The 19,475-nt window shown below is 67.6% G+C and carries 16 protein-coding genes, 1 tRNA gene and 1 pseudogene; 6 read left to right on the top strand and 12 right to left on the bottom strand.

Translation table 11 applies throughout. The annotated features are described in order from the left end of the window. Positions 1-42: 42 nt before the first annotated feature. From pepN to NQ034_RS04585, 3 genes are all read left to right on the top strand, one after another. On the top strand, positions 43-2,670 hold the full coding sequence (gene pepN, locus NQ034_RS04595; RefSeq protein WP_257047277.1) for an aminopeptidase N: 2,628 nt from the start codon (positions 43-45) through the stop codon (positions 2,668-2,670). A 216-nt stretch (positions 2,671-2,886) separates the two neighbouring features. Beyond that, positions 2,887-3,987, top strand: coding sequence for a mechanosensitive ion channel family protein (locus NQ034_RS04590; RefSeq protein ID WP_257047276.1), 1,101 nt, complete (start codon positions 2,887-2,889; stop codon positions 3,985-3,987). Positions 3,988-3,997: 10 nt separating this feature from the next. Beyond that, a complete protein-coding gene (locus tag NQ034_RS04585) occupies positions 3,998-4,447 on the top strand; it encodes a globin (RefSeq protein ID WP_257047275.1) in 450 nt (149 codons plus the stop codon). Here NQ034_RS04585 and NQ034_RS04580 read toward each other — a convergent pair. The 7 genes from NQ034_RS04580 to NQ034_RS04550 form a co-directional block, all read right to left on the bottom strand. Further along, positions 4,444-5,154 carry a DUF8185 domain-containing protein gene (locus tag NQ034_RS04580; RefSeq protein WP_257047273.1) on the bottom strand — a complete coding sequence of 237 codons (711 nt, stop codon included), beginning with the start codon at positions 5,152-5,154 and terminating at the stop codon, positions 4,444-4,446. The two genes, NQ034_RS04585 and NQ034_RS04580, sit on opposite strands and share 4 nt — an antisense overlap. Next, positions 5,151-5,693, bottom strand: coding sequence for an acyl-CoA thioesterase (locus tag NQ034_RS04575; RefSeq protein ID WP_257047272.1), 543 nt, complete (start codon positions 5,691-5,693; stop codon positions 5,151-5,153). Before NQ034_RS04575 ends, NQ034_RS04580 begins: the two co-directional genes overlap by 4 nt. A 48-nt stretch (positions 5,694-5,741) precedes the next feature. Next, entirely contained in the window at positions 5,742-7,424 is a 1,683-nt protein-coding gene (gene ettA / locus NQ034_RS04570; protein WP_257047271.1) for an energy-dependent translational throttle protein EttA, read from the bottom strand. A gap of 81 nt (positions 7,425-7,505) precedes the next feature. Beyond that, entirely contained in the window at positions 7,506-8,018 is a 513-nt protein-coding gene (locus NQ034_RS04565; RefSeq protein WP_257047269.1) for a DUF6993 domain-containing protein, read from the bottom strand. A gap of 50 nt (positions 8,019-8,068) precedes the next feature. Then, on the bottom strand, positions 8,069-8,692 hold the full coding sequence (locus NQ034_RS04560; protein WP_257047267.1) for a single-stranded DNA-binding protein: 624 nt from the start codon (positions 8,690-8,692) through the stop codon (positions 8,069-8,071). A gap of 172 nt (positions 8,693-8,864) precedes the next feature. Next, positions 8,865-10,448: a GTPase gene (locus NQ034_RS04555; protein ID WP_257047265.1), complete on the bottom strand. Its 1,584-nt coding sequence runs from the start codon at positions 10,446-10,448 to the stop codon at positions 8,865-8,867. Beyond that, positions 10,445-12,166 (bottom strand): P-loop NTPase family protein, encoded by a 1,722-nt coding sequence (locus tag NQ034_RS04550; protein WP_257047261.1) that lies wholly within the window; start codon positions 12,164-12,166, stop codon positions 10,445-10,447. Before NQ034_RS04550 ends, NQ034_RS04555 begins: the two co-directional genes overlap by 4 nt. Before the next feature lie 150 nt (positions 12,167-12,316). Between NQ034_RS04550 and NQ034_RS04545 the strand changes: the two genes are divergently transcribed. Further along, on the top strand, positions 12,317-12,865 hold the full coding sequence (locus tag NQ034_RS04545; RefSeq protein ID WP_257047260.1) for a TetR/AcrR family transcriptional regulator: 549 nt from the start codon (positions 12,317-12,319) through the stop codon (positions 12,863-12,865). 13 nt (positions 12,866-12,878) lie between these two features. On the opposite strand, the gene NQ034_RS04540 is transcribed toward NQ034_RS04545, so the two are convergent. Next, positions 12,879-14,213: a S1C family serine protease gene (locus NQ034_RS04540; RefSeq protein WP_257047259.1), complete on the bottom strand. Its 1,335-nt coding sequence runs from the start codon at positions 14,211-14,213 to the stop codon at positions 12,879-12,881. A gap of 121 nt (positions 14,214-14,334) precedes the next feature. On the opposite strand from NQ034_RS04540, the gene NQ034_RS04535 reads away from it, so the two are divergent. After that, complete coding sequence (locus NQ034_RS04535) at positions 14,335-14,694, top strand: DUF488 domain-containing protein (protein WP_257047258.1); 360 nt, start codon at positions 14,335-14,337, stop codon at positions 14,692-14,694. A 214-nt stretch (positions 14,695-14,908) separates the two neighbouring features. Then, positions 14,909-16,513 carry an ABC-F family ATP-binding cassette domain-containing protein gene (locus NQ034_RS04530; protein WP_257047256.1) on the top strand — a complete coding sequence of 535 codons (1,605 nt, stop codon included), beginning with the start codon at positions 14,909-14,911 and terminating at the stop codon, positions 16,511-16,513. Between the two features lie 17 nt (positions 16,514-16,530). On the opposite strand, the gene NQ034_RS04525 is transcribed toward NQ034_RS04530, so the two are convergent. The 4 genes and pseudogenes from NQ034_RS04525 to NQ034_RS04510 form a co-directional block, all read right to left on the bottom strand. Next, positions 16,531-17,577, bottom strand: coding sequence for an aldo/keto reductase (locus NQ034_RS04525; RefSeq protein WP_257047254.1), 1,047 nt, complete (start codon positions 17,575-17,577; stop codon positions 16,531-16,533). Positions 17,578-17,654: 77 nt separating this feature from the next. Then, positions 17,655-17,727 (bottom strand) — tRNA-Arg (locus NQ034_RS04520). Between the two features lie 83 nt (positions 17,728-17,810). Beyond that, positions 17,811-18,140: pseudogene (locus NQ034_RS04515) on the bottom strand (thiamine-binding protein). Between the two features lie 3 nt (positions 18,141-18,143). After that, positions 18,144-19,328, bottom strand: a complete 1,185-nt coding sequence (locus NQ034_RS04510; RefSeq protein ID WP_257047253.1) for an acetyl-CoA C-acetyltransferase — start codon at positions 19,326-19,328, stop codon at positions 18,144-18,146. Positions 19,329-19,475: the final 147 nt, after the last annotated feature.

Here is a 19,475-nt window from a genome sequence, read left to right as displayed (position 1 = left end):
ACTTGCAAGTCACACGGACATTGCAAGAGGGAAGAAGGACCAATGGCCCAGCACAATCTGACCCGGCTGGAGGCCGCCGCACGCGCGGCGGCCCTGCGAGTCGACTCCTATGACGTCACCCTGGTGCTCACCGGAAAGGGACCGACCTTCCGCAGCCGCACGGTGGTGGCCTTCACCGCAGAAGCGGGCACGCAGACGTTCATCGATGCGATCACCTCCTCGGTTCACGAGCTGCGGCTCAACGGCGAAATCCTGGACCCGGCCAAGTACGTGGGCCCCGGACGCATCCGCCTGCCGGAACTTCAGGAGCGCAACGAGCTGGTCGTCGACGCCGAGTTCTTCTACATGAACACCGGCGAGGGCCTGCACCGCTTCGTCGATCCGGCCGACGGCGAAACCTACCTGTACTCCCAGTTCGAGGTCCCCGATTCGCGCCGCGTCTTCTCCGTGTTCGAACAGCCCGACCTCAAGGCCACCTTCGCCTTCACGATCGTCGCGCCGGCCCGGTGGGCCGTGGTCTCCAACTCCCCCACCCCCGCACCCACCGACTCCGTGGACGATGTGCTCGGCGGTCTGGCAAGCGCGCCCCGGGACATGCCCGAGGACTCCGCCGAGGCCATGGCGGTCTGGCGCTTCGCCCCCACCCCGCGGATCGCCAGCTACATCACCGCGATCGTCGCCGGGCCCTACAAGTCGGTGCACTCCTCGCTGCAGTCGGCCGACGGCGAGGCCGTGCCGCTGGGTGTCTATACCCGTGCCTCGCTGTTCGACTACATCGATGCCGACAACATCTTCGACGTCACCCGCGCCGGCTTCGCCTTCTACGAGGACCTGTTCGACACTCCGTATCCCTTCGAGAAGTACGACCAGCTGTTCGTCCCGGAGTTCAACGCAGGCGCAATGGAGAACGCCGGCGCGGTGACCTTCGTGGAGAAGTACGTATTCCGTTCCCGGCCCACCGGCGCCACGGTGGAGCGTCGCGTGGTGACGATCCTGCACGAACTCGCCCATATGTGGTTCGGCGATCTGGTCACCATGAAGTGGTGGAACGACCTGTGGCTCAATGAGTCCTTCGCCGAATTCATGTCCACCCTGGCGACCGCCGAAGCCACCGAGTTCACCGAGGGCTGGACCACCTTCGCCTCCCTGGAGAAGGCCTGGGCCTACCGCCAGGACCAGCTGCCCAGCACCCACCCGATCGTCGCCCCGATCGAGGATCTGGCCGATGTCGAGGTCAACTTCGACGGCATCACCTATGCCAAGGGCGCATCCGTGCTCAAACAGCTGGTCGCCTGGGTCGGCCGCGAGCAGTTCTTCACCGGCATCAAGGCGTACTTCGACAAGCACTCGTGGTCCAACGCGACCCTGGCCGATCTGCTGGCCGAACTGGCGGTGGCCTCCGGCCGCGACGTCGACGCCTGGACGAAGCTGTGGCTGCAGGAATCGGGGGTGAACCTGATCCGGCCGATCGTCGAATCCGGTTCCGACGGCACGGTGGAGCGCATCGCCCTGCTGCAGGAGCCCTTTGCGCTCGCCGGCCGGCCCGTGCCCTCGCTGCGCCCGCACCGCCTGGCCGTGGGCTACTACGATCTGGTCGGCGGGCAGCTCGAACGCACGGCGTTGCACGAGCTCGATCTGGACGGCGCATCGGTCGAACTGCCCGTGCCCGCGCAGCGCCCCGCGGTCATCGTCGTCAACGATCAGGATCTTACCTACGCCAAGGTCCGATTCGATCCGGAGTCGTTGCAGGTCGTGCTGGAGCATCTGGACGGCTTCTCCGATGTGCTCACGCAGACTGTGGCGTTGACGACCCTGTGGGACATGGTGCGCGACGGCGAACTGGCCCCGGCAGCCTATGTGCACGCCCTGGAGAAGCACCTGCCATCGGTCGTCCATTCGACCGCGCTCAATGTGCAGATGCGCAATCTGGCCACGGCCCTGGGCGCCTACACCGCCCCCGCCGACAGGCCGGCCGGCCGGACCGAGGCCGCAGCAGCCCTGTGGACGATGGTCCAGCAGGCGCCGGCGAACTCCGATCAGCAGTTCCAGCTGTTCCAGGCCTTCGTCAAGCACGCCGCGAGCGCCGAACAGCTCGACACCCTCGAGGCGATTCTGGCCGGCACCACCGAGCCGGGACCGGGGCTGAGCGTGGATACCGATCTGCGCTGGGAGATCATCATCGCGCTGGCAGCCGCCGGCCGCCTCGACGATGCTGCCATCGATGGCTGGTTGGCCGCCGACAACACCGCAGACGGACATTACGCGGCGGGCACGGCCAAGGCCGCGCGCGCCGATTCCGCGGTCAAGACTGCTACCTTCGTGCGACTCCTCACCGACACCTCGGTGCCCAATACGATGGTCGACGCCATCACCCGCGGATTCGGCCACGGGATCGAGAATCCGGATGGCTCGCTCATCGCAGCGGGTGAGGGACTGGGCGACTTCCGCTCTGCCTACTTCGAGCGGATCGAATCGGTCTGGGCCGACCGCACCCTGGAGATCGCCCAGACCCTGACCCTGGGCCTGTACCCGCCGGCTTCGGCTGCCACCGTCGAGGCGACCCGCAGCTGGCTGGACGGGCACGCCGAGGCCCACAAGGGCCTGGTCCGCCTGATGAGGGAGAACCTGGACTCCGCGGAGCGGACCCTGCGGGTGCGCACAGCCGAATAGGCGGCTCATCCGCCCGGCATGCGCGACAGCGGCCTGCCGACCGTCCGCCGGCCCCGACCCTCCAGAGGGGTCGGGGCCGGCGGCGCTTCCGGCCGACCGTGTCTGCGGCCGCCTATGCGACCATCTGACTTTATAACGTTTCGGTATCGGATTTTCGGGAGGAACTCAGCGGGGTCCTGGGAACCGTTCAGCGGCCTCCACTAGCCTGGAGTGCATATGAACGCTCAGTCCGTCTTCGCTCAGTCCACCCCGTCCCCTTCCTCGGTCTCCCCCGGGCCTGCGGACGGGACGACCTCACCCACCCCGACGCCCACGTCAACCGGTTTCGAGCGCACGGTCGACGAGACGGTGCAGAAGGCGCGTGACTTCGACTACGCATTCTGGCTGGGCACACCGTTGAAGATCGCCGTGATCATCCTCGTCGCCCTGCTGATCGCGCTGATCCTGCGGCTCATCATCCGCCGCTTCACTCGGTCGATCGCAGCCGGCGCGGACGGCCGGCTGCGCATGGGCAAGTCATCGCGTTCCGTTGAGATGTTCGGACAGGACCCGATGACCAGGGCCAGGCGGGCCCAGCGGGCGCGCACAGTCGGTTCACTGTTGCAGTCCCTGACCGCCATTGTCGTGGCCGTCATCACGGGCATGATGGTGTTGACCGAATTGGGCTTCAATCTGGCGCCGGTGCTGGCATCGGCCGGGATCGTGGGCATCGCCCTGGGCTTCGGGGCCCAGACCCTGGTCAAGGACTATCTGTCCGGCTTCTTCATCGTCATCGAGGACCAGTTCGGCATCGGCGACTCAGTGGACCTGGGCGAAGTCCAGGGCAGCGTCGAAGAGGTCGGTCTGCGGATCACGAAGATCCGGGCCATGGACGGCACCCTGTGGCATATCCGCAACGGCGAGATCTTCAAGGTGGGGAATTCCTCCCAGGGATGGTCCGTGGCTGTGCTCGATCTGCCCTTCCCCTATGAGGCGGACGATGACGCGATCAACGCTGTGATCGCCGATACGATCACCCATCTGCAGGCACAGCCGGAGCTGAAGAAGTCGTTGTTGGAGGACCCAGAGGTCCTGGGCGTCCAGCAGATGACCGGCGAGGCGGTGACGGTCCGGGTCACAATCAAGACGCGACCGGGGCAGAACGGCTCCGTCTCACGCGAGTTCCGCAAGAACTTCCGCCACCAGCTTTCGCGACGGGACCTGGCCGTGCCCTTCGAGATGCAGACGGTGCTGCGCTCCATGGGGCCACTGGGCGCCGGTGCGGTAGAGTCGACCGAGGTCGAGACGGTGTCTGGGAAGGACGATGCGCGCAAATGACGGAACTCCGATGACAACACAGGACGCTGCCGAAGCGCCCCAGAGCATGTTCGCCCTGGTCGGCGGGCACCCCACTTTCACGAAGCTGGTCGACGCCTTCTACGCCGGGGTCGCCGATGACCCCTACCTGATCGCCATGTATCCAGACGGCCGGGAACTCGTCGGCGCCAAGCACCGGCTGCAGGGTTTCCTCGAACAGTACTTCGGTGGGCCCACCACCTATTCGCAGGAACGCGGGCACCCCCGTCTGCGGATGCGCCACATGCCCTTCACCGTCACTCCCCGCGGGCGCGAACACTGGCTGGCCCATATGCGCGCAGCACTCGACACACTGGAACTGGCACCCATGTACGACGCTGCGATGTGGGACTACTTCAACCGTGCGGCGACTGCCATGATCAACAGCTTCGAAGAGCCCGGCGCCCGGGATCGGACCCCGGGTTCCAACGACCGCTCCTAGAGGCTGCGCAGGGGCGTCAGCAGATGGCCGCCGCGAGTCGTCAGGCGCAACCAGCCGGAGACCCGGAACACCGTGACCCCGGAGTCTTCGAGCACGGGTCCATGCGGTAAGAACCCCAGGACCTCACCGGCGTAGGCCATTCCTGCGGGTACGGATGGCAGGCGCTCGGGCCCCATTGCAGCGGCCGGGGCGCCCGGCTCGAGTTCGACCTCCCGGCTCCACACCAGGCGGCGCAGCCTGCTCACCGCATGCCCACCGGAACCGGAGGGGCTGCCCTGGGCGACCTCGGCGATTCCGGCGCGGGCAACCTCGACCAGGTTCGCGGCCGGGACCTCGCCCACGTTGGTCCAGCCGGTCCGGGGCGGGGTGCGAGCCGTCCAGGCGACGGGCACCTCGGTCGGAGGCAGGGGCAGACGGGCGTCGCCGGTGGTTTCCGCTCGGGCGAACCTGTCGCCGAGCGCGCGAGCCGGCACCACCCGGTCCAGCCCGTCCAGCCCGGAGTCACTCAATCGCAGCATCCGCATCGCCAGCACCAGGGGCATCGTGTCGCCCAAGCCGGCCGGATACAGGGGAGCTGTAGTGAGCACCAGCACATCGCCGCCCACGCTCAAGCGCACGGCGGCGTCCGGATCGGCCCGCAGCAGGCGGGCGGTGAACAACTGCCAGTCGGCCAGCGCTCCCGAATCGGCCGGATGCAGGGACGTCACTTGCGCCTCTTCATCCGGATCGGGCCGACCACTGCCCCGCTCAGCTCCGCGTATTCGTGCTCGCTGAGCCGGCGCGCCCGGTGGGTGATGGAGTCGACGAAGACGACGTCGGTCTCGGCCACCGAGTACTGGGCCGAGCCGTCGGGTTCTCCGATCACGTAGCCCACGGTGATGAGCACCGGCGAGACCTTCGCCAGCACCAGGTCCACGGCGATGGGGCCCTCACGGTAAGGCACCGGCGTGCGATATTCAATCGCATGGCTCGAGACCAGGATGTCGGCGCCGTCGCTGGCGGCCCGGAACACCTGTGGCAGGGCCGTGCCGAACACCTGCCGAGCAGCACCGGCGGGACCGGCCACCGGCTGGACATCGCGCGCGGCGGTGGGGGAACCGAAGGCACGCACACGTGCCTCTTCCAGGATTTTCAGCTGGGTGACGTTGTTGACGTGCCCATAGGCGTCCATATCGCCCCAGCGCAACTCGATGAGCACACGCGTGAAGGGGCCGGAGATCAGGGGGTTGACCAATTCGAAACTCATTGGCTCATTCTTTCACCCCGGACCTCCGGCCCCGGTACCCGGCCGGTGTCAGCCGCGGGTCAGACGACGGTGCGTCACCCGGTGGGGCCGCGCGGCGTCCTCGCCCAGGCGCTCGACCTTGTTCTTCTCGTAGCCTTCGAAGTTGCCCTCGTACCAGTACCACTGGGCGGGGTCTTCCTCCGTGCCCTCCCACGCCAGGATGTGGGTGGCGATACGGTCGAGGAACCACCGGTCGTGGGATACCACCACAGCGCAACCGGGGAAGGCCAGCAGGGCGTCCTCGAGCGAGCTGAGCGTCTCCACGTCCAAGTCGTTGGTGGGCTCATCGAGCAGCAGCAGGTTACCGCCCTGCTTGAGGGTCAGCGCCAGGTTCAGCCGGTTGCGCTCACCGCCGGAGAGAACTCCGGCCTTCTTCTGCTGGTCAGGACCCTTGAAGCCGAACGCCGAGACATAGGCCCGTGAGGGCATTTCGACATTGCCGACCTGGATGTAGTCCAGTCCGTCGGAGACGACCTCCCACAGCGACTTCTCCGGATCGATTCCACCGCGGTTCTGGTCGACATAGCTGATCTTGACCGTTTCGCCGACCTTGAGTTCTCCACCATCGATCGGTTCGAGACCCACGATCGTCTTGAACAGAGTCGACTTGCCCACGCCGTTGGGACCGATCACGCCGACGATGCCGTTGCGCGGCAGATCGAACGACAGTCCGTCGATCAGGGTGCGCCCGTCGAAGCCCTTGACCAGGTTCTTCGCCTCGATGACGACATTGCCCAGCCGCGGGCCCGGCGGGATCTGGATCTCCTCGAAGTCCAGCTTGCGGGTCTTCTCCGCCTCAGCCGCCATTTCCTCATAGCGGTTCAGACGGGCCTTGGACTTCGTCTGCCTGGCCTTGGCGTTGGAACGAACCCAATCGAGTTCCTCCTTGAGCCGCTTGGCCATTTTGGCGTCCTTCTTGCCCTGCACCTGGAGGCGCTCTTCCTTCTTCTCCAGATAGGTCGAGTAGTTGCCCTCATAGGGATACAGGTGACCGCGGTCGACCTCCGCGATCCATTCGGCCACGTGGTCGAGGAAGTACCTATCGTGGGTCACGGCGATGACGGCGCCGGGGTAGGAGTGCAGGTGCTGCTCGAGCCACAGCACCGATTCCGCGTCCAGGTGGTTGGTCGGCTCGTCGAGCAACAGCAGATCGGGCTTCTCCAGCAGCAGCTTGCACAGGGCGACGCGGCGGCGTTCACCACCGGAGAGGACCTTGACGTCGGTTTCCGGCGGTGGGCAGCGCAGGGCGTCCATCGCCTGTTCCAGCTGGGAGTCCAGGTCCCAGGCGTCGGCGGCGTCGATGGCCTCCTGGAGTTTGCCCATCTCCTCCATCAGCGCGTCGAAGTCCGCGTCGGGGTTGGCCATCTCCTCGGAGATCTCGTTGTAGCGGTCGAGCTTGGCCTTGATCTCACCAACGCCCTCCTCGACATTACCCAGGACGGTCTTGTCGTCGTTCAGCGGCGGTTCCTGCAGCAGGATGCCCACCGTGAAGCCGGGGGCCAGCTTGGCCTCGCCGTTCGACGGCTGGTCGAGGCCCGCCATGATCTTGAGGATCGTCGACTTACCCGCGCCGTTGGGACCGACCATGCCGATCTTGGCACCGGGGTAGAACGACATCGACACATCGTCGAGGATGACCTTGTCACCGTGCGCCTTGCGCGCCTTGTACATGGTGTAAATGAACTCTGGCATAGTGCCCTTAGCCTATCCGGTCAGCCCACACCCGGGCCAGTCCCGGCACCGTTTACACTGCGTAGGACCTGTTCGACCGACTCAGCCGTCACCGGGCAGCAGTTCGTCCGGGCCAGTCTGCTCGGAACCCCGGGGCTCCCCCGAAGGCGTGGCGACTCCCGCCGGCCGTTGCACATCGCCCACCAGGCAGGTTCCCGTACTCTTGGTCCGCGGGACCTTCTTAGCCTCGACCTTGCCGCCGCGGATCTCGCCGATCACGCAGCCGCCGGACACCCGGACGCCGAACATCTTGGCCGGAATCCCCGTATCCAGGGGCGTGGCATCGATGGTGGCCTCCAGCGCGGACTTCTTGTAGCCCGCGGCGGTCATCGTCTGGAAGAAGTCCTTGGCGCTGGGCGCCTTGTCCTTCTGCGCCAGTGGCTTCAGGGTCTTGATCACCTTCTGCACATCCGCGGGAGTCTGCTTCTTCCCCGGCGTGGGATCATCGGCGGGAGCACTGCCCGAAGGACCGAACAGGCTGCAGGCGCTCAGGGCGAGCACCATGGCACTGCCACCGAGGACGGCGACGACACGGGACTGGATGTGGGCTCTCACAGGCCCCACTCTATCCCGGTGCCGCCGCTTGCCGCCACGGCGGCGGCACCTCAGAAGGGCGCGTCGTCATCGCCGACTGCGGCATCCACGTGAGTGCTCACGGTGGTGCGGGGCGTCGTCGCGGCACCGACGGCTTGGGTGTAGGACCCGGTCTGTCCGGCGCCGAAGCCCGCCGGCTCCGAGTCCGCACGCTGTTCGGCCTGGTCCGGGGGCGGTCTCATGCTCCAGGCATTGGTGTCCTGCCCGTCCGACCCCGGTGCGGTGTCCGCCTCGAGGCGGGCGTCGCGTTCCTCCTCCCCGCGCTGCTGCTTGGACCGGGTGGTGATCGCGCCCCTGCCGAATTGCAGATTCAGACCGACGGCCTCGGCGATGATGACGAGGCTGTTACGGACATTGCCCGCGGCATCCTTCCATTCGCGATCCGTCACCCTGCCCAGCACGATGACCGGGTCTCCCTTGTCGATCGACTTCCTGACGTTGTCCGCCAGCATCCCGTTGCAGCTGACGTCGAACCAGGTCGGATCACTGTTCTTCCACTGTCCTGATTCGCGATCGAACCAACTGTGGCCGACCGCCAGGCGGAACCGGACCCAGGGCCGGTCCTCCCTGTCCTGTCCCGCGGTGGGCGGGCCGCCCACGTGTCCGATGAAATGGTTGAGCATCTTGGTGTTCATCACTGCCTCCCACAGGTATTCGTGAACACCACCAGCGAACCCGGCACGGGACCTCGGGCACAAGGGAGACACGTGTGCCTGTGGACACCGTCGACGTGTCCCCAGGCAGCGGACGCGCCGGTCCCCGGTCGGTCCACAGGCGCGCGACGCCCGATCGCCGGATGTCGGGCGCCTAGCGCAGGGAGTCGAAGACGGCCTTGTGCTCGGCCAGCACCTCGGTCACCGGGGCCAGATACGATCCGGCTGCCGCCGCGAGCACGGCCTGTTCGAGGTCACGGTGGACCCGGGCCTCGGCCTCATCGGCCCCACGGTCGCGCCCGCCCTTGGCGCTGCGCGAGGTCACTAGGGACCCGATGAGGCCCACCAACAGGGCCACGGGGCCCGCAATCCACACAGGCCATGACACACCGGTCGTTCCCACAACCGCCAGGACGATCGCGGCGACTGTGCCGATGAGGCCCACCAGGGTCAAGATGAAGAACAGCCACTGGAAGAAGCGTGCAGTGGCCCACCACCCCGGGGGCGTTGTGGTGATCTGCACTCCGGTGACCGCCTGGTCGAGCGAATCGGTCAGCTCACTGGCGGTGCTCCGTTCGGCTTCGGACACCGCGGAACGCCAACTCGACGGCAGGCTCGCCGCGGCCTCGGCAACGACTTCGTGCGCGGCCAGACCCACCTGCGCGCTCTGCGTCGGAGTGGTCGCAGGCACCGAGGCCCTGATCAACGCTGCACGGTTGGCCCCGTGCCGCGATCCCAACGGGTCGGCCTTGCCCCGCTGCATCCAGACCAGTGGCGGATATCCTGTCGCCTGGTAGGACCTGCGAGTGTAGTCGTCGTGCACCGTCTGGCCCAGTGCGTCGACGCCCGCAGCATCGGTCATCGCAGAGACCAACCGGGCCGCACCCGGCAGCGCCTGCGGATCGGCGACCGGCTCGCCCAGCTCGGACTGGATCCGTCTGGCCACCGTCCGCAGATCGGCGACCAGACGCTGGGAGGCCGCGGCCCGCTCCGACACCCGACGGACCAGGCGCTCGCGGATCTCCTTGACCCCCTCGCGGGACTTCGCCGAGGCCAGGAGGACATCGGTCTGATCCAGCCCGTCATTGGTCAGCAGGCTGCGCAAATGGGTGGCCGCGATCTCCCGGTCCTCCGGTGCCAGACGATCGACCTGGTTGAGCACCACGACCATTGAGGAGTCCTGTTCGCTCATCTGCGAGAGATACCGCGAGTGCAGGGCGAAGTCTGCATACTTCTGGGGGTCGACGACCCAGACCAGCACGTCGACCAGGCCGACCATCCGGTCCGACTCCTCCCGGTGTTCCACCGCGGTCGAATCGTGATCCGGCAGGTCAAGCAGGACCAGGCCGTGCAGGGCCCGCTCGTCGTCGCCGTCGAGCGCGGATTCGCGCCATGTCCGGTTCTCCTGGGGAACCTCCAGCCAATCCAACAGGTCCTGCGCGCCATCGCCCCAGACACAGGCAGTGGGCTTCGAGGTGGTGGGGCGGCGCACCCCGACGCGGGCCAGCTCCAGACCGGACACCGCGTTGAACAGCGATGACTTGCCAGAACCGGTCGAACCGGCGAAGGCCACGACCGTGTAGTCCTCCCCCATGCCCATCCGGGCACTGGACTTCTTGAGCACGCTGCGGGCCTCCGCAACAGTCTCCGGGCTCAGGTGCCCCGCGGGCAGGGTCAGGGCCTGCCTGATGCCCTGTGCATAATGAGCGATCTGCTCCTTGATGCCCGGCTCACTCACAGCAGTTCCTCCAATCGGGCGCTCGCCGAGCGCAGTCCGCGTCCCTGCCTGGCCGGGACCTCGGCCACCGTCAGGGCTTGTTCGAAAGGACGCCGGCAGCTGCGCAGCAGCTCACCGGTCCCGGCCTCCAGGTCCGTGCGCAGCCCGCCGAGCAGGCCGGAGACGACATCGGGGCCGAAGATCGTGTCGAGCAGGTGCTCGGCGACCTCGGCGGTATTCGCGACGACCCTGGCACGCCCCGGGGTCTGCACATCTACCCCGCTGACCAGCGAGATGAGCACGACGGCGCCCACCGCCTCGACTCCGAAGGAGAGGATACGGGCCTTCGCCTTGCGTGTCTGCGATGCCTGGGAGACCTCGGCGAACACCTTGCCGACGAACTCACGGGTGAAGTCCTTGGCCGACTCCGTGAAACTGGCCGGCACCGCCGCCATATGCCGGTTGCGGTCCAGCAAGGCCGTTCCGGCAGGGGTCTGCTGCCAGGCCAGTGCCGTGCGCCCTACCGCTTCGACGGCGTGCAGTCGGATGATCTGGTTGATAGAACTCTGCAGGGAGGCGATGAGCGGGCCGGCGGTGTCCTGTTTGCCCACGACCCGGGCGGTCAGCCGATCACGCAGACGGGCGACGGACGGCTCGAGCCCTTTGAAGAACTGGCCGGTGCCGATGAAGTCCTGCCACCGGGCCTGGACCTCGCCGCGTACCGCATCGCCGCGCCGCAGTGCTGCGGACAGTTCGTCGATCTGGCCGGCGAATGCGCCTTCGACGGCCGCGCTGAGTTCGCGGTGCGCGTCCTCCTGCCTGGTTGCATCGTCGGCCAGGGTCTCGATCTGCGCACCCACCGTGTGCAGGGCCCCCAGCAGGGTTCGGTTGATCACACGCAAGCGGGCGCGGTCGCCCGTGGCCAGGTTGAACAGCCAGGACTTCACGGGGTAAACGGCCGATTCGGGCAGCAATCCGTGTTCCAGGTCGATCTCCGGAATGGTGAACAGGGGCGCCTGGCCCAGGCCCGCGGCGTGCAACAGCCCGCCTAAATGGTGTCGGACCTCGCGGTTGGCATCGGCGGGGACACGGTCGAGCACGACGGCAACCGAGGTCCCCCGGTCCGAGGCCCCCTTGAGCACCTCCCACGGCGCCGCGTCGGCGTACCGGGCGGAAGTGGTCACGAAGAGCCACAGGTCAGCGGCTCCCAACAGCTCACGGGAGACCTCGCGGTTGGTCGAGGCCACCGAATCGATATCGGGCGAGTCGATCAGCGCGATCCCGGCGGGGACCTCTGTGCTTTCGACCAGTTGCATCGAGGGCCTGCCGGCTGCCGTAGTTCCCCCTGCGATGCGTTTGAGACCGGGGAAGATGCGGTTACCGGTGAAGAAGTCGGCATCGGCCGGATTGTGAATGAGCACGGGCCAGGTGGTGGTGGGTCGCAGTGCCCCCGCCCGGGTGGCCTCCGTGCGCAGGATCGAATTGACCAGGGTCGACTTGCCTGCGCCGGTCGAACCGCCCACGACGACCAGCAACGGTGCACGTGGATCGGCCGCTCTGGGAATCAGGTAGTCGCCGAGTTGGGCCCGGAGCCTGATCTGCAGTTCACGTCCCGCCTCCGCCCCGGAGGCCGCCAGGGGAAACCGCGCCGCCCCGACTCGGGCAACGAGGTCGCGCAGGGCAGGGCCCAGTGCGGTCGGTAGCTGTTGGTCGCTCGTCGCGATGGTAGTCACGCTCATACTCTGACTGTTTTCTCAGTCTCCCACCAGTCGGCGCGCCGTGGGAGGCGGCAATTCTTATACCGACACCCGTAGTGTCAGAACCCTCACCCTGCGTCGTGGGGCACCGCCGGGAACCTGTGTATACGGGGTCAGACGTAAGCTGACACCATGAGCTCGCATCCCCATGCAGACCCGACACCACGGAATCCCGACTCCATGGTGCGCATCGTCACGGCCGTGCGCGAACTGGCTCTATTGGACGATCCCGACAGGTTGACCATCACCGCGATCGTGAACCGCGCAGGCGTGTCCCGCCCCACGTTCTATGCGGCATTCCCCGATGTCCCCGCCTCCCTGGCCGCCGCTGCGGACGACCTGCTGCGGGAGGTCTTCTCGGGTATCCATCCGGCACCCCCTGGCACCGTCGACGACTCTGTGATCGCCGAGCACCTGGGCACCGTACTGACCAGACTGCGCATCCACACAGCCTTCTTCAGCCGAGTCCTACCCTCACGTGCCGGTTTCCGTGTGCTGCGCGGGGTCATCGAGTTCGTCGTCGAGCGCCTGCTGGGTACCCCCAGCGCGCACACCGATGTCGAGGCGGTCGAGGCGGTGGCCGCCGGAGCCGTCTGGCTGATCTACCGGTGGCTCGACTCCGGCTGTGAGGAATCCATCGCCCACGTGGTGACACGGGTGACCGGCTTCATCACGCGCTAGCGGCCGGGCGCCCTCAGGACGCCGGACCCTGGGTCAGGGTGACCGTGGCGGCGTGGGATGCGCCGGCGGAGTCCGTCCATTCGATCTTCACCCGCTGTCCGGGATCGTAGCCGGACAGCGCCTTGGTCAGGGCCGTGGGCGATGCAATCCTCGTGCCTCCCACCGAGGTGACCAGGTCGCCCTCCTCCAGGCCGGCCTTGGCCGCGGCCGTGCCGGCGATGACACCGGCCACGGGCGCACCCGAAGCGACTCCGCCGGCACTCCCCTCGGCCCCCGCTGAGTCCTGGTCTGCAGCGGCGACCTGGACGCCCAGGAAGGCCGGATAGCCCAGGGACACCCCAGCGGATTCGTCCCCGGCGGTGATCCTGTCCGCGATCGACATCGCGTCTTCTATCGGGATGGCGTAGGCGGTGATCGTACTGCTGCCCGAGGACGCCGCCGTGTTCATCCCGACGACCTCGCCCTCATCGTCGAGCAGGGCCCCACCGGAGTCCCCGGAGACCACCCGGGCGGAGATCTCGATCATCCCGTCCAGTGACTCGGAGCCGACCGTGCCCTCGGATTCGGTCGTCACAGTGGAGTCCAGGGCGGTGATGGTGCCCCTGGCCGCAGCCAGCTCTCCCCTGCCCTGGGCGTTGCCGACCGCCGTGATCGCCTGTCCCACCTTCTCCTGATCCTCGTCGAGGGCGACGGTGGCCAGGTCCTTCGCCCCGGTCAGCTTGAGCACCGCGACGTCGTCCTGCGCCTGTGTGCCGACCACAGTGGCCGTGTACGTCTTCTCACTTGCCGGCACGGTGACCTTGATCGAGGTGGCCCCGGCGATAACGTGGTTGTTCGTCAGCACAGTGCCGTCGGACTTGACGACCATGCCGGTGCCCGCACCTGCTGCGCCCTCGTACTTCAGGTTCGTGTTGATGATGACGACCCCTGCCGCCTGCTTCGCGGTGGCCGAGGTCGCCGCTGCCTGGCCCGAAGCTGTACCGGTGCCCGCTTCGCCGGCGGAGTCTTGTCCGCCCGGAACCTGCCGTGCGCCCCCTGCCCCATCGCCGAGGCCGTCGGACGAGCCGGGACCGGCACTGCCATCGGCGCCCTGTACTCCGGATCGCCCGGTTCCGGGTTGCCCGGTTCCGGCCGCCGCCTGATAACCCGGCGCCTGCTGGACCGTGCTCCCCTGCTCCGCCACGACCGCGAGCGCGGACTCGATGCCGAAGGTCGCCGGCACCCCCAGGACCAGTCCGGTGGCCAGACCCAGGCCGGCGGCCAGGGCGCCGATGGGTCCCGGCTTCTGATACCAGTGCCGCGCGGCGGTGGCGTTCACCGGGTACTGCGGGTGCTGCTGCACGTTCATGATGTTCTCCTCGTCGTGTGCGTTGAGACCATCACATCGTTCCGGGTGAAGGGGGTGCTTTGTGCAGCCTGTGGCGCAGCTGTGCAAGCGTGAACGCCGGCCGCGGGTCTACCCTGGGGCCATGGACATCCGGACGGAACGTGTGTACGACTGGTCGCCGGACGCCGGCGAATACGCGACACTGGTGGACCGACTATGGCCACGCGGAGTCAAGAAGGAGCGCCTGGCCGCGGCTTCCTGGGACAAAGAGGTTGCGCCCAGCCCGGACCTGCGGAAACGGTTCCACGCCGGGACCGTCGACTTCCCCGACTTCGCAGGCGAATACCGCGCAGAGCTGGAGGGCTCGGACGCCCCCGCCGCGCTCGTGAATCGTGCCGCAACAACCGGCGCCCACACGCTCGTGCTGCTGTTCGCGTCCAAGGACACCGCGCACAATCACGCCGAGGTCCTGGCCGACTATCTGCGCGGGATCGCCGCCTGACTCCCTGCCCGGAGGCCGTCGCCCCGGGTGACGCAGATCTCTGGAAGTTCCGGCGCGCGCCTGCTATCGTCGAGCCGTCCCTGTTTTCCACGTGAGGATCCCCAAAATGCTGATCGACGACCGTCTGGCCGCGTCCCCACCGCGCTGACCCCGTCGATCGCCCTGCACTGAGGGCTCCGGTGTCAGCGCTTGCACTGACAACCCGGGAGTCCTCATGCTATCCACTCAGAAGCCGGCTGTGACGCTGGCCGACCTTTCCTTCACCTGGCCCGACGGCACCATCGTGTTCAGTGACCTGTCCGCCACATTCCCGCTCGGCCGCACGGGCCTGATCGGATCCAACGGCACGGGCAAGACGACTCTGCTGCGCATCATCGCAGGCGAGCTGGTGCCCAGTGCCGGCTCCGTCACGGTCACCGGACACATCGGTTATCTGCCCCAACACCTCGTTTTGGACGCCGGAGCCGGCGTCGCCGGGCTGTTGGGCATCGAATCCCGGGTCAGCGCCCTGCGCGCAATCGAGTCGGGAGACGTCGACCCGGCGCATTTCGATGCTCTCGCCGACGACTGGGACGTCGAGGCCCGTGCCAGGGCGGCGCTGGATCGCGTCGGTTTGACCGACATCGAACTGGACCGCCCGGTCGGGAGCCTCTCCGGTGGGGAGACGGTCCTGGTCGCACTGACCGGTCTGGCACTGGCCGGCGACGAAGTCGTGTTGCTCGACGAACCGACGAACAACCTGGACCGCGCCTCCCGCAGCCTGCTCTACGAGGCGATCGATTCCTGGCGGGGGTCGTCGCTCGTCGTCAGCCACGACGTCGAATTGTTGGATCTGATGGATTCGACGGCGGAGCTGCGCGACGGAGCACTTGAGGTGTTCGGCGGACCCTACCGGGCCTACCAGGAGTACCTGGAGGTCCAACAGGCCGCCGCCGAACAGGCCCTGCGTTCGGCCGAGCAGCGGCTGCGCACCGAGGAGCGCCAGCGGATTCAGGCACAGACCAAGCTGGACCGGCGCCGGCGCTATGCGCGAACCGACTTCGAAAACAAGCGCAAGCCGAAGATGATCATGAACAACCGCAAGCAGGAGGCGCAGGTCTCCGCCGGCAAGCTGCAGGGCCGCCACGACGCCTCCGTCGACGCCGCCCGGCAGGTTGTGGCCGAGCAGGAGCAACGGATCCGCGGCGATTCCGGTATTTCGATCGACCTGCCCGACCCCGAGCTGCCTGCGGCTCGCAGGCTGGCGGCCCTGCGCGATGGGCGGGGCCGTGAGTTCATCGTGCAGGGCCCCGAACGCGTGGCGCTGACGGGGCGCAACGGGATCGGCAAGACCCGGCTGCTCGAGGAGCTGGTCCACCCGGAACGGGAGGCCGGCGCCGCGCGCGGTTGCCGGGCAGAGGCCCTCACCGACCGGATCGGCTACCTGCCCCAGCGCCTGGACCATCTCGACGATGATGCGACCCTGCTCCAGACCGTGCGAGCTGCGGCCCCGAGGGCCACGGAGCACCGCCTGCGTGCGGGCTTGGCGCGCTTCCTGTTCCGCGGCGACACAGTCCAACGGCGGGTCGGCGACCTGTCCGGCGGGGAGCGCTTCCGCATCGCGCTGGCGACCTTGCTCTTGGCCGATCCGCCCTGCCGGCTGCTGGTGCTGGACGAGCCGAGCAACAACCTCGACCTGCGCAGTATCGATGAGCTGGTCTCGGCGCTGAGCGATTATCGCGGCGGACTCATCGTCGTCAGCCATGATGAGCACTTCCTGGACAGGCTGGGCATCGACACCCGGATCACCATGGACGAAGCAGGACTGTCGCTCCGGTGATCAGGGGCACCACGGCCTCACCGGAAAGTCACGGGTGATCCGTTGCGCGCATCGGCCCAGTTGTCGATCCCGCAGTCGACGGCGAACCGGTCGATCTCCCGCAGTTCCGCTTCTGTGAAGTCGAGGTGGTCCAGCGCGTCGAGGTTCTCCTCCAGCTGGGCCACGCTCGAGGCCCCGGCGACCAGGCTGGTCACGCGCGGGTCGCGCAGTGCCCAGGACAGTGCCAGTTGAGCCAGTGACTGGCCGCGTCCGGCGGCGATGTCGTGCAGGCCCTGCAGGCGAGCGCGCACCTCGTCTGTCAGCCAGTCGGGGTTGAGCGTGCCCCCTTGGGCTGCGCGGGCGCCGTCCGGGATGCCGCCGATGTACTTGTCGGTCAGCATGCCCTGGGCCAGCGGGCTGAAGCCGATGATGCCGAAGCCCTCATCGGCGGCCGCGTCGACCAGTCCCTCGGCTTCAATCCAGCGGTTGAACATCGAATAGGAGGGCTGGTGGATCGTCAGGGGTGTGCCCAGCCCGCGCAGCAGCCCGGCCATGGTGCGGCTGTCCTGGGGAGAGTAGGAGGAGATGCCGACGTAGTGGGCGCGGCCGGAGCGCACGATGTGGTCCAGCGCGGCGGCTGTCTCCTCCAGCGGGGTGTCCGGGTCGGGCCGGTGATGGTAGAAGATGTCGACTGCGTCCAGTCCCATGCGCTCGAGCGAGCGGTCCAGGCTGGATACGAGGTATTTGCGGCTGCCGCCGATCCCGAAGGGGCCGGGCCCCATGGTCCAGCCGGCCTTGGTGGAGATCACCAGCTCATCGCGGTGCGCGGCCAGATCCTGTTTGAGGATCCTGCCGAGGTTCGCCTCCGCGGCACCCGCCGGCGGGCCATAGTTGTTGGCCAGGTCCAGATGGAAGACACCGCGGTCGAAGGCCGCGAGCACGATCTCCCGTTGCGTCTGGATGCTGCGGTCATCGCCGAAGCGCTGCCAGAGCCCCAGGGACAGGCCGGGCAACTGCAGGCCACTGCGGCCCGAGCGGCGGACGGGAATGTGTGCATAACGGTCTGCTGCCGGCTGATAGCTCATGCTGCGATCCTATAGCCTGAGACGATCTGTGGCATCCGATCGAGCCGTAGCCGCGACCCGTGCCGCATACACCTCTGCGCCCCCGGCAGGATTCGAACCCGCGGCACATGGGGTAGAAACCCACTGCTCTATCCACTGAGCTACGGAGGCCAAGTACCCGCGGAAACCGCAGGTCCAGGACTAGGTTACCCTGTGGGACCCGGGGGTTTCACCTCGGGCCCCACAGGTGCCGATCATCCCCGGTGGGCGTCCAGACGTTCGGCCAGCGCGGCCTCGACCCGCTCCACCTTGCCGGTGATCTCCCCGGTGTGGCCGGGACGGATATCGGCCTTCATGACCAGGGAAACGCGCGGACCGTAGGCGGCAACGGCCTACGTCGCGGCCTTGACCACGGCGAAGACCTCGTCCCACTCCCCTTCGACCGTAGTGAACATCGAGGACGTTTCGTTGGGCAGGCCGGAGGCCCGCACGACCTCCAGGGCGGCGGCGACGGCATCGTGGACCGACCCGCTACCCGAGGGGTCTTCCCCTCCCGAGGGCGAAACCGAAAAGGCCAGGAGCACGTCTCAGCCCTCCACCTTGATCACCAGCGCGTCGCCCTGACCACCGCCACCGCACAGCGCCGCCACACCCAGGCCACCGCCGCGGCGTTTCAGTTCGTGGGCCAGGGTCAACACGATGCGCGCACCCGAGGCCCCGATCGGGTGCCCCAGGGCGATCGCCCCGCCATTGACGTTGACCCGTTCGGCGTCGATGCCCAGGTCCTGCATACTGGCCAGTCCCACCTGGGCGAAGGCCTCGTTGATCTCGTACAGGTCGAAGGAGTCCGCCGCCACGCCCTCACGCGCCGCGGCCTGCTTGATCGCCTGCGACGGCTGGTGCTGCAGAGTCGAATCCGGCCCCGCCGTCCAGGCGTGGGAGCGGATCTCGGCCAGGATCGGCAGACCGGCTGCGACTGCCTTGTCCTTGTTCATCACGACCACGGCCGCCGCCCCGTCGGAGATCGGTGACGCATTGCCCGCGGTGATCGTGCCGTCGGGCCTGAACGACGGCCGCAGACCCGCCAGGGACTCCGCAGTGGAATCCGGGCGGACGCCCTCGTCCCGGTCGACGACGACCTCGCCCTTGCGGGTCCTGATCGTCACGGGCACGACCTCGTCGACCAGCCGGCCCGCCTCCCAGGCAGCACCGGCCCGCTGATGCGAGCGTGCGGCGAACTCATCCTGTGCCAGGCGGGAGAACTCCACGTCCCCGGCGTTCGCGTCCTCGGTCAGCGCACCCATCGCCTGGTCGGTGAAGGCGTCCCACAGCCCGTCGTAGTCCATGTGGTCACGCAGCGGCACCGTGCCGTATTTGTAACCCTGACGGGACTTCTCCAGCATGTGCGGGGCATTCGTCATCGACTCCTGCCCACCGGCGACCACCACATCGTATTCGCCGGCGCGCACCAACATCGCCGCGTGCGTGATCGTGTTGATGCCGGAGAGGCACAGTTTGTTCAGGGTTACCGCGGGCACGTTCATCGGAATACCGGCTTTGGCAGCCGCCTGGCGCCCGGGCCCCTGACTCAACCCGGCCTGCAGCACCTGGCCCATGAGCACGTACTCGACGGCTTCGCCGGCCACGCCCGCTTTGTCAAGGGCGCCCTTGATGGCGATTGCGCCCAGGTCGACGGCGGACAGGCCGGACAGTCCGCCCAGCAGCTTTCCCTGCGGGGTACGGGCGCCCGCGACGATCACGGCTTCGGCCATATGTTCACTCCTGTTCTCCGGTCGCGGACCGGCTGCGGTCAACGACGTTGTCAATGCATTTCGGCGCGATCGAACGAGCATGCCGGCCGGGTTCGGGTGGCACTCACGGACCGTGTGACCGCGCTCGCCCAGCTTAATGCACTTCCA

This window comes from Brevibacterium moorei, assembly GCF_024580735.1.
GTDB classification, from domain to species: Bacteria; Actinomycetota; Actinomycetes; order Actinomycetales; family Brevibacteriaceae; genus Brevibacterium; species Brevibacterium moorei.
Note: the sequence above shows the minus strand (reverse complement) of the source record. Positions and strands in the feature narration are given on the sequence as shown.

Bases quoted from the DNA above. Each gene is read 5' to 3' on its own strand.
- pepN (WP_257047277.1), top strand. From the start codon at position 43: ATGGCCCAGCACAATCTGACCCGGCTGGAGGCCGCCGCACGCGCGGCG.
- NQ034_RS04590 (WP_257047276.1), top strand. From the start codon at position 2,887: ATGAACGCTCAGTCCGTCTTCGCTCAGTCCACCCCGTCCCCTTCCTCG.
- NQ034_RS04585 (WP_257047275.1), top strand. From the start codon at position 3,998: ATGACAACACAGGACGCTGCCGAAGCGCCCCAGAGCATGTTCGCCCTG.
- NQ034_RS04575 (WP_257047272.1), bottom strand. From the start codon at position 5,693: ATGAGTTTCGAATTGGTCAACCCCCTGATCTCCGGCCCCTTCACGCGT.
- ettA (WP_257047271.1), bottom strand. From the start codon at position 7,424: ATGCCAGAGTTCATTTACACCATGTACAAGGCGCGCAAGGCGCACGGT.
- NQ034_RS04560 (WP_257047267.1), bottom strand. From the start codon at position 8,692: ATGAACACCAAGATGCTCAACCATTTCATCGGACACGTGGGCGGCCCG.
- NQ034_RS04550 (WP_257047261.1), bottom strand. From the start codon at position 12,166: ATGAGCGTGACTACCATCGCGACGAGCGACCAACAGCTACCGACCGCA.
- NQ034_RS04545 (WP_257047260.1), top strand. From the start codon at position 12,317: ATGAGCTCGCATCCCCATGCAGACCCGACACCACGGAATCCCGACTCC.
- NQ034_RS04540 (WP_257047259.1), bottom strand. From the start codon at position 14,213: ATGAACGTGCAGCAGCACCCGCAGTACCCGGTGAACGCCACCGCCGCG.
- NQ034_RS04535 (WP_257047258.1), top strand. From the start codon at position 14,335: ATGGACATCCGGACGGAACGTGTGTACGACTGGTCGCCGGACGCCGGC.
- NQ034_RS04530 (WP_257047256.1), top strand. From the start codon at position 14,909: ATGCTATCCACTCAGAAGCCGGCTGTGACGCTGGCCGACCTTTCCTTC.
- NQ034_RS04525 (WP_257047254.1), bottom strand. From the start codon at position 17,577: ATGAGCTATCAGCCGGCAGCAGACCGTTATGCACACATTCCCGTCCGC.
- NQ034_RS04510 (WP_257047253.1), bottom strand. From the start codon at position 19,328: ATGGCCGAAGCCGTGATCGTCGCGGGCGCCCGTACCCCGCAGGGAAAG.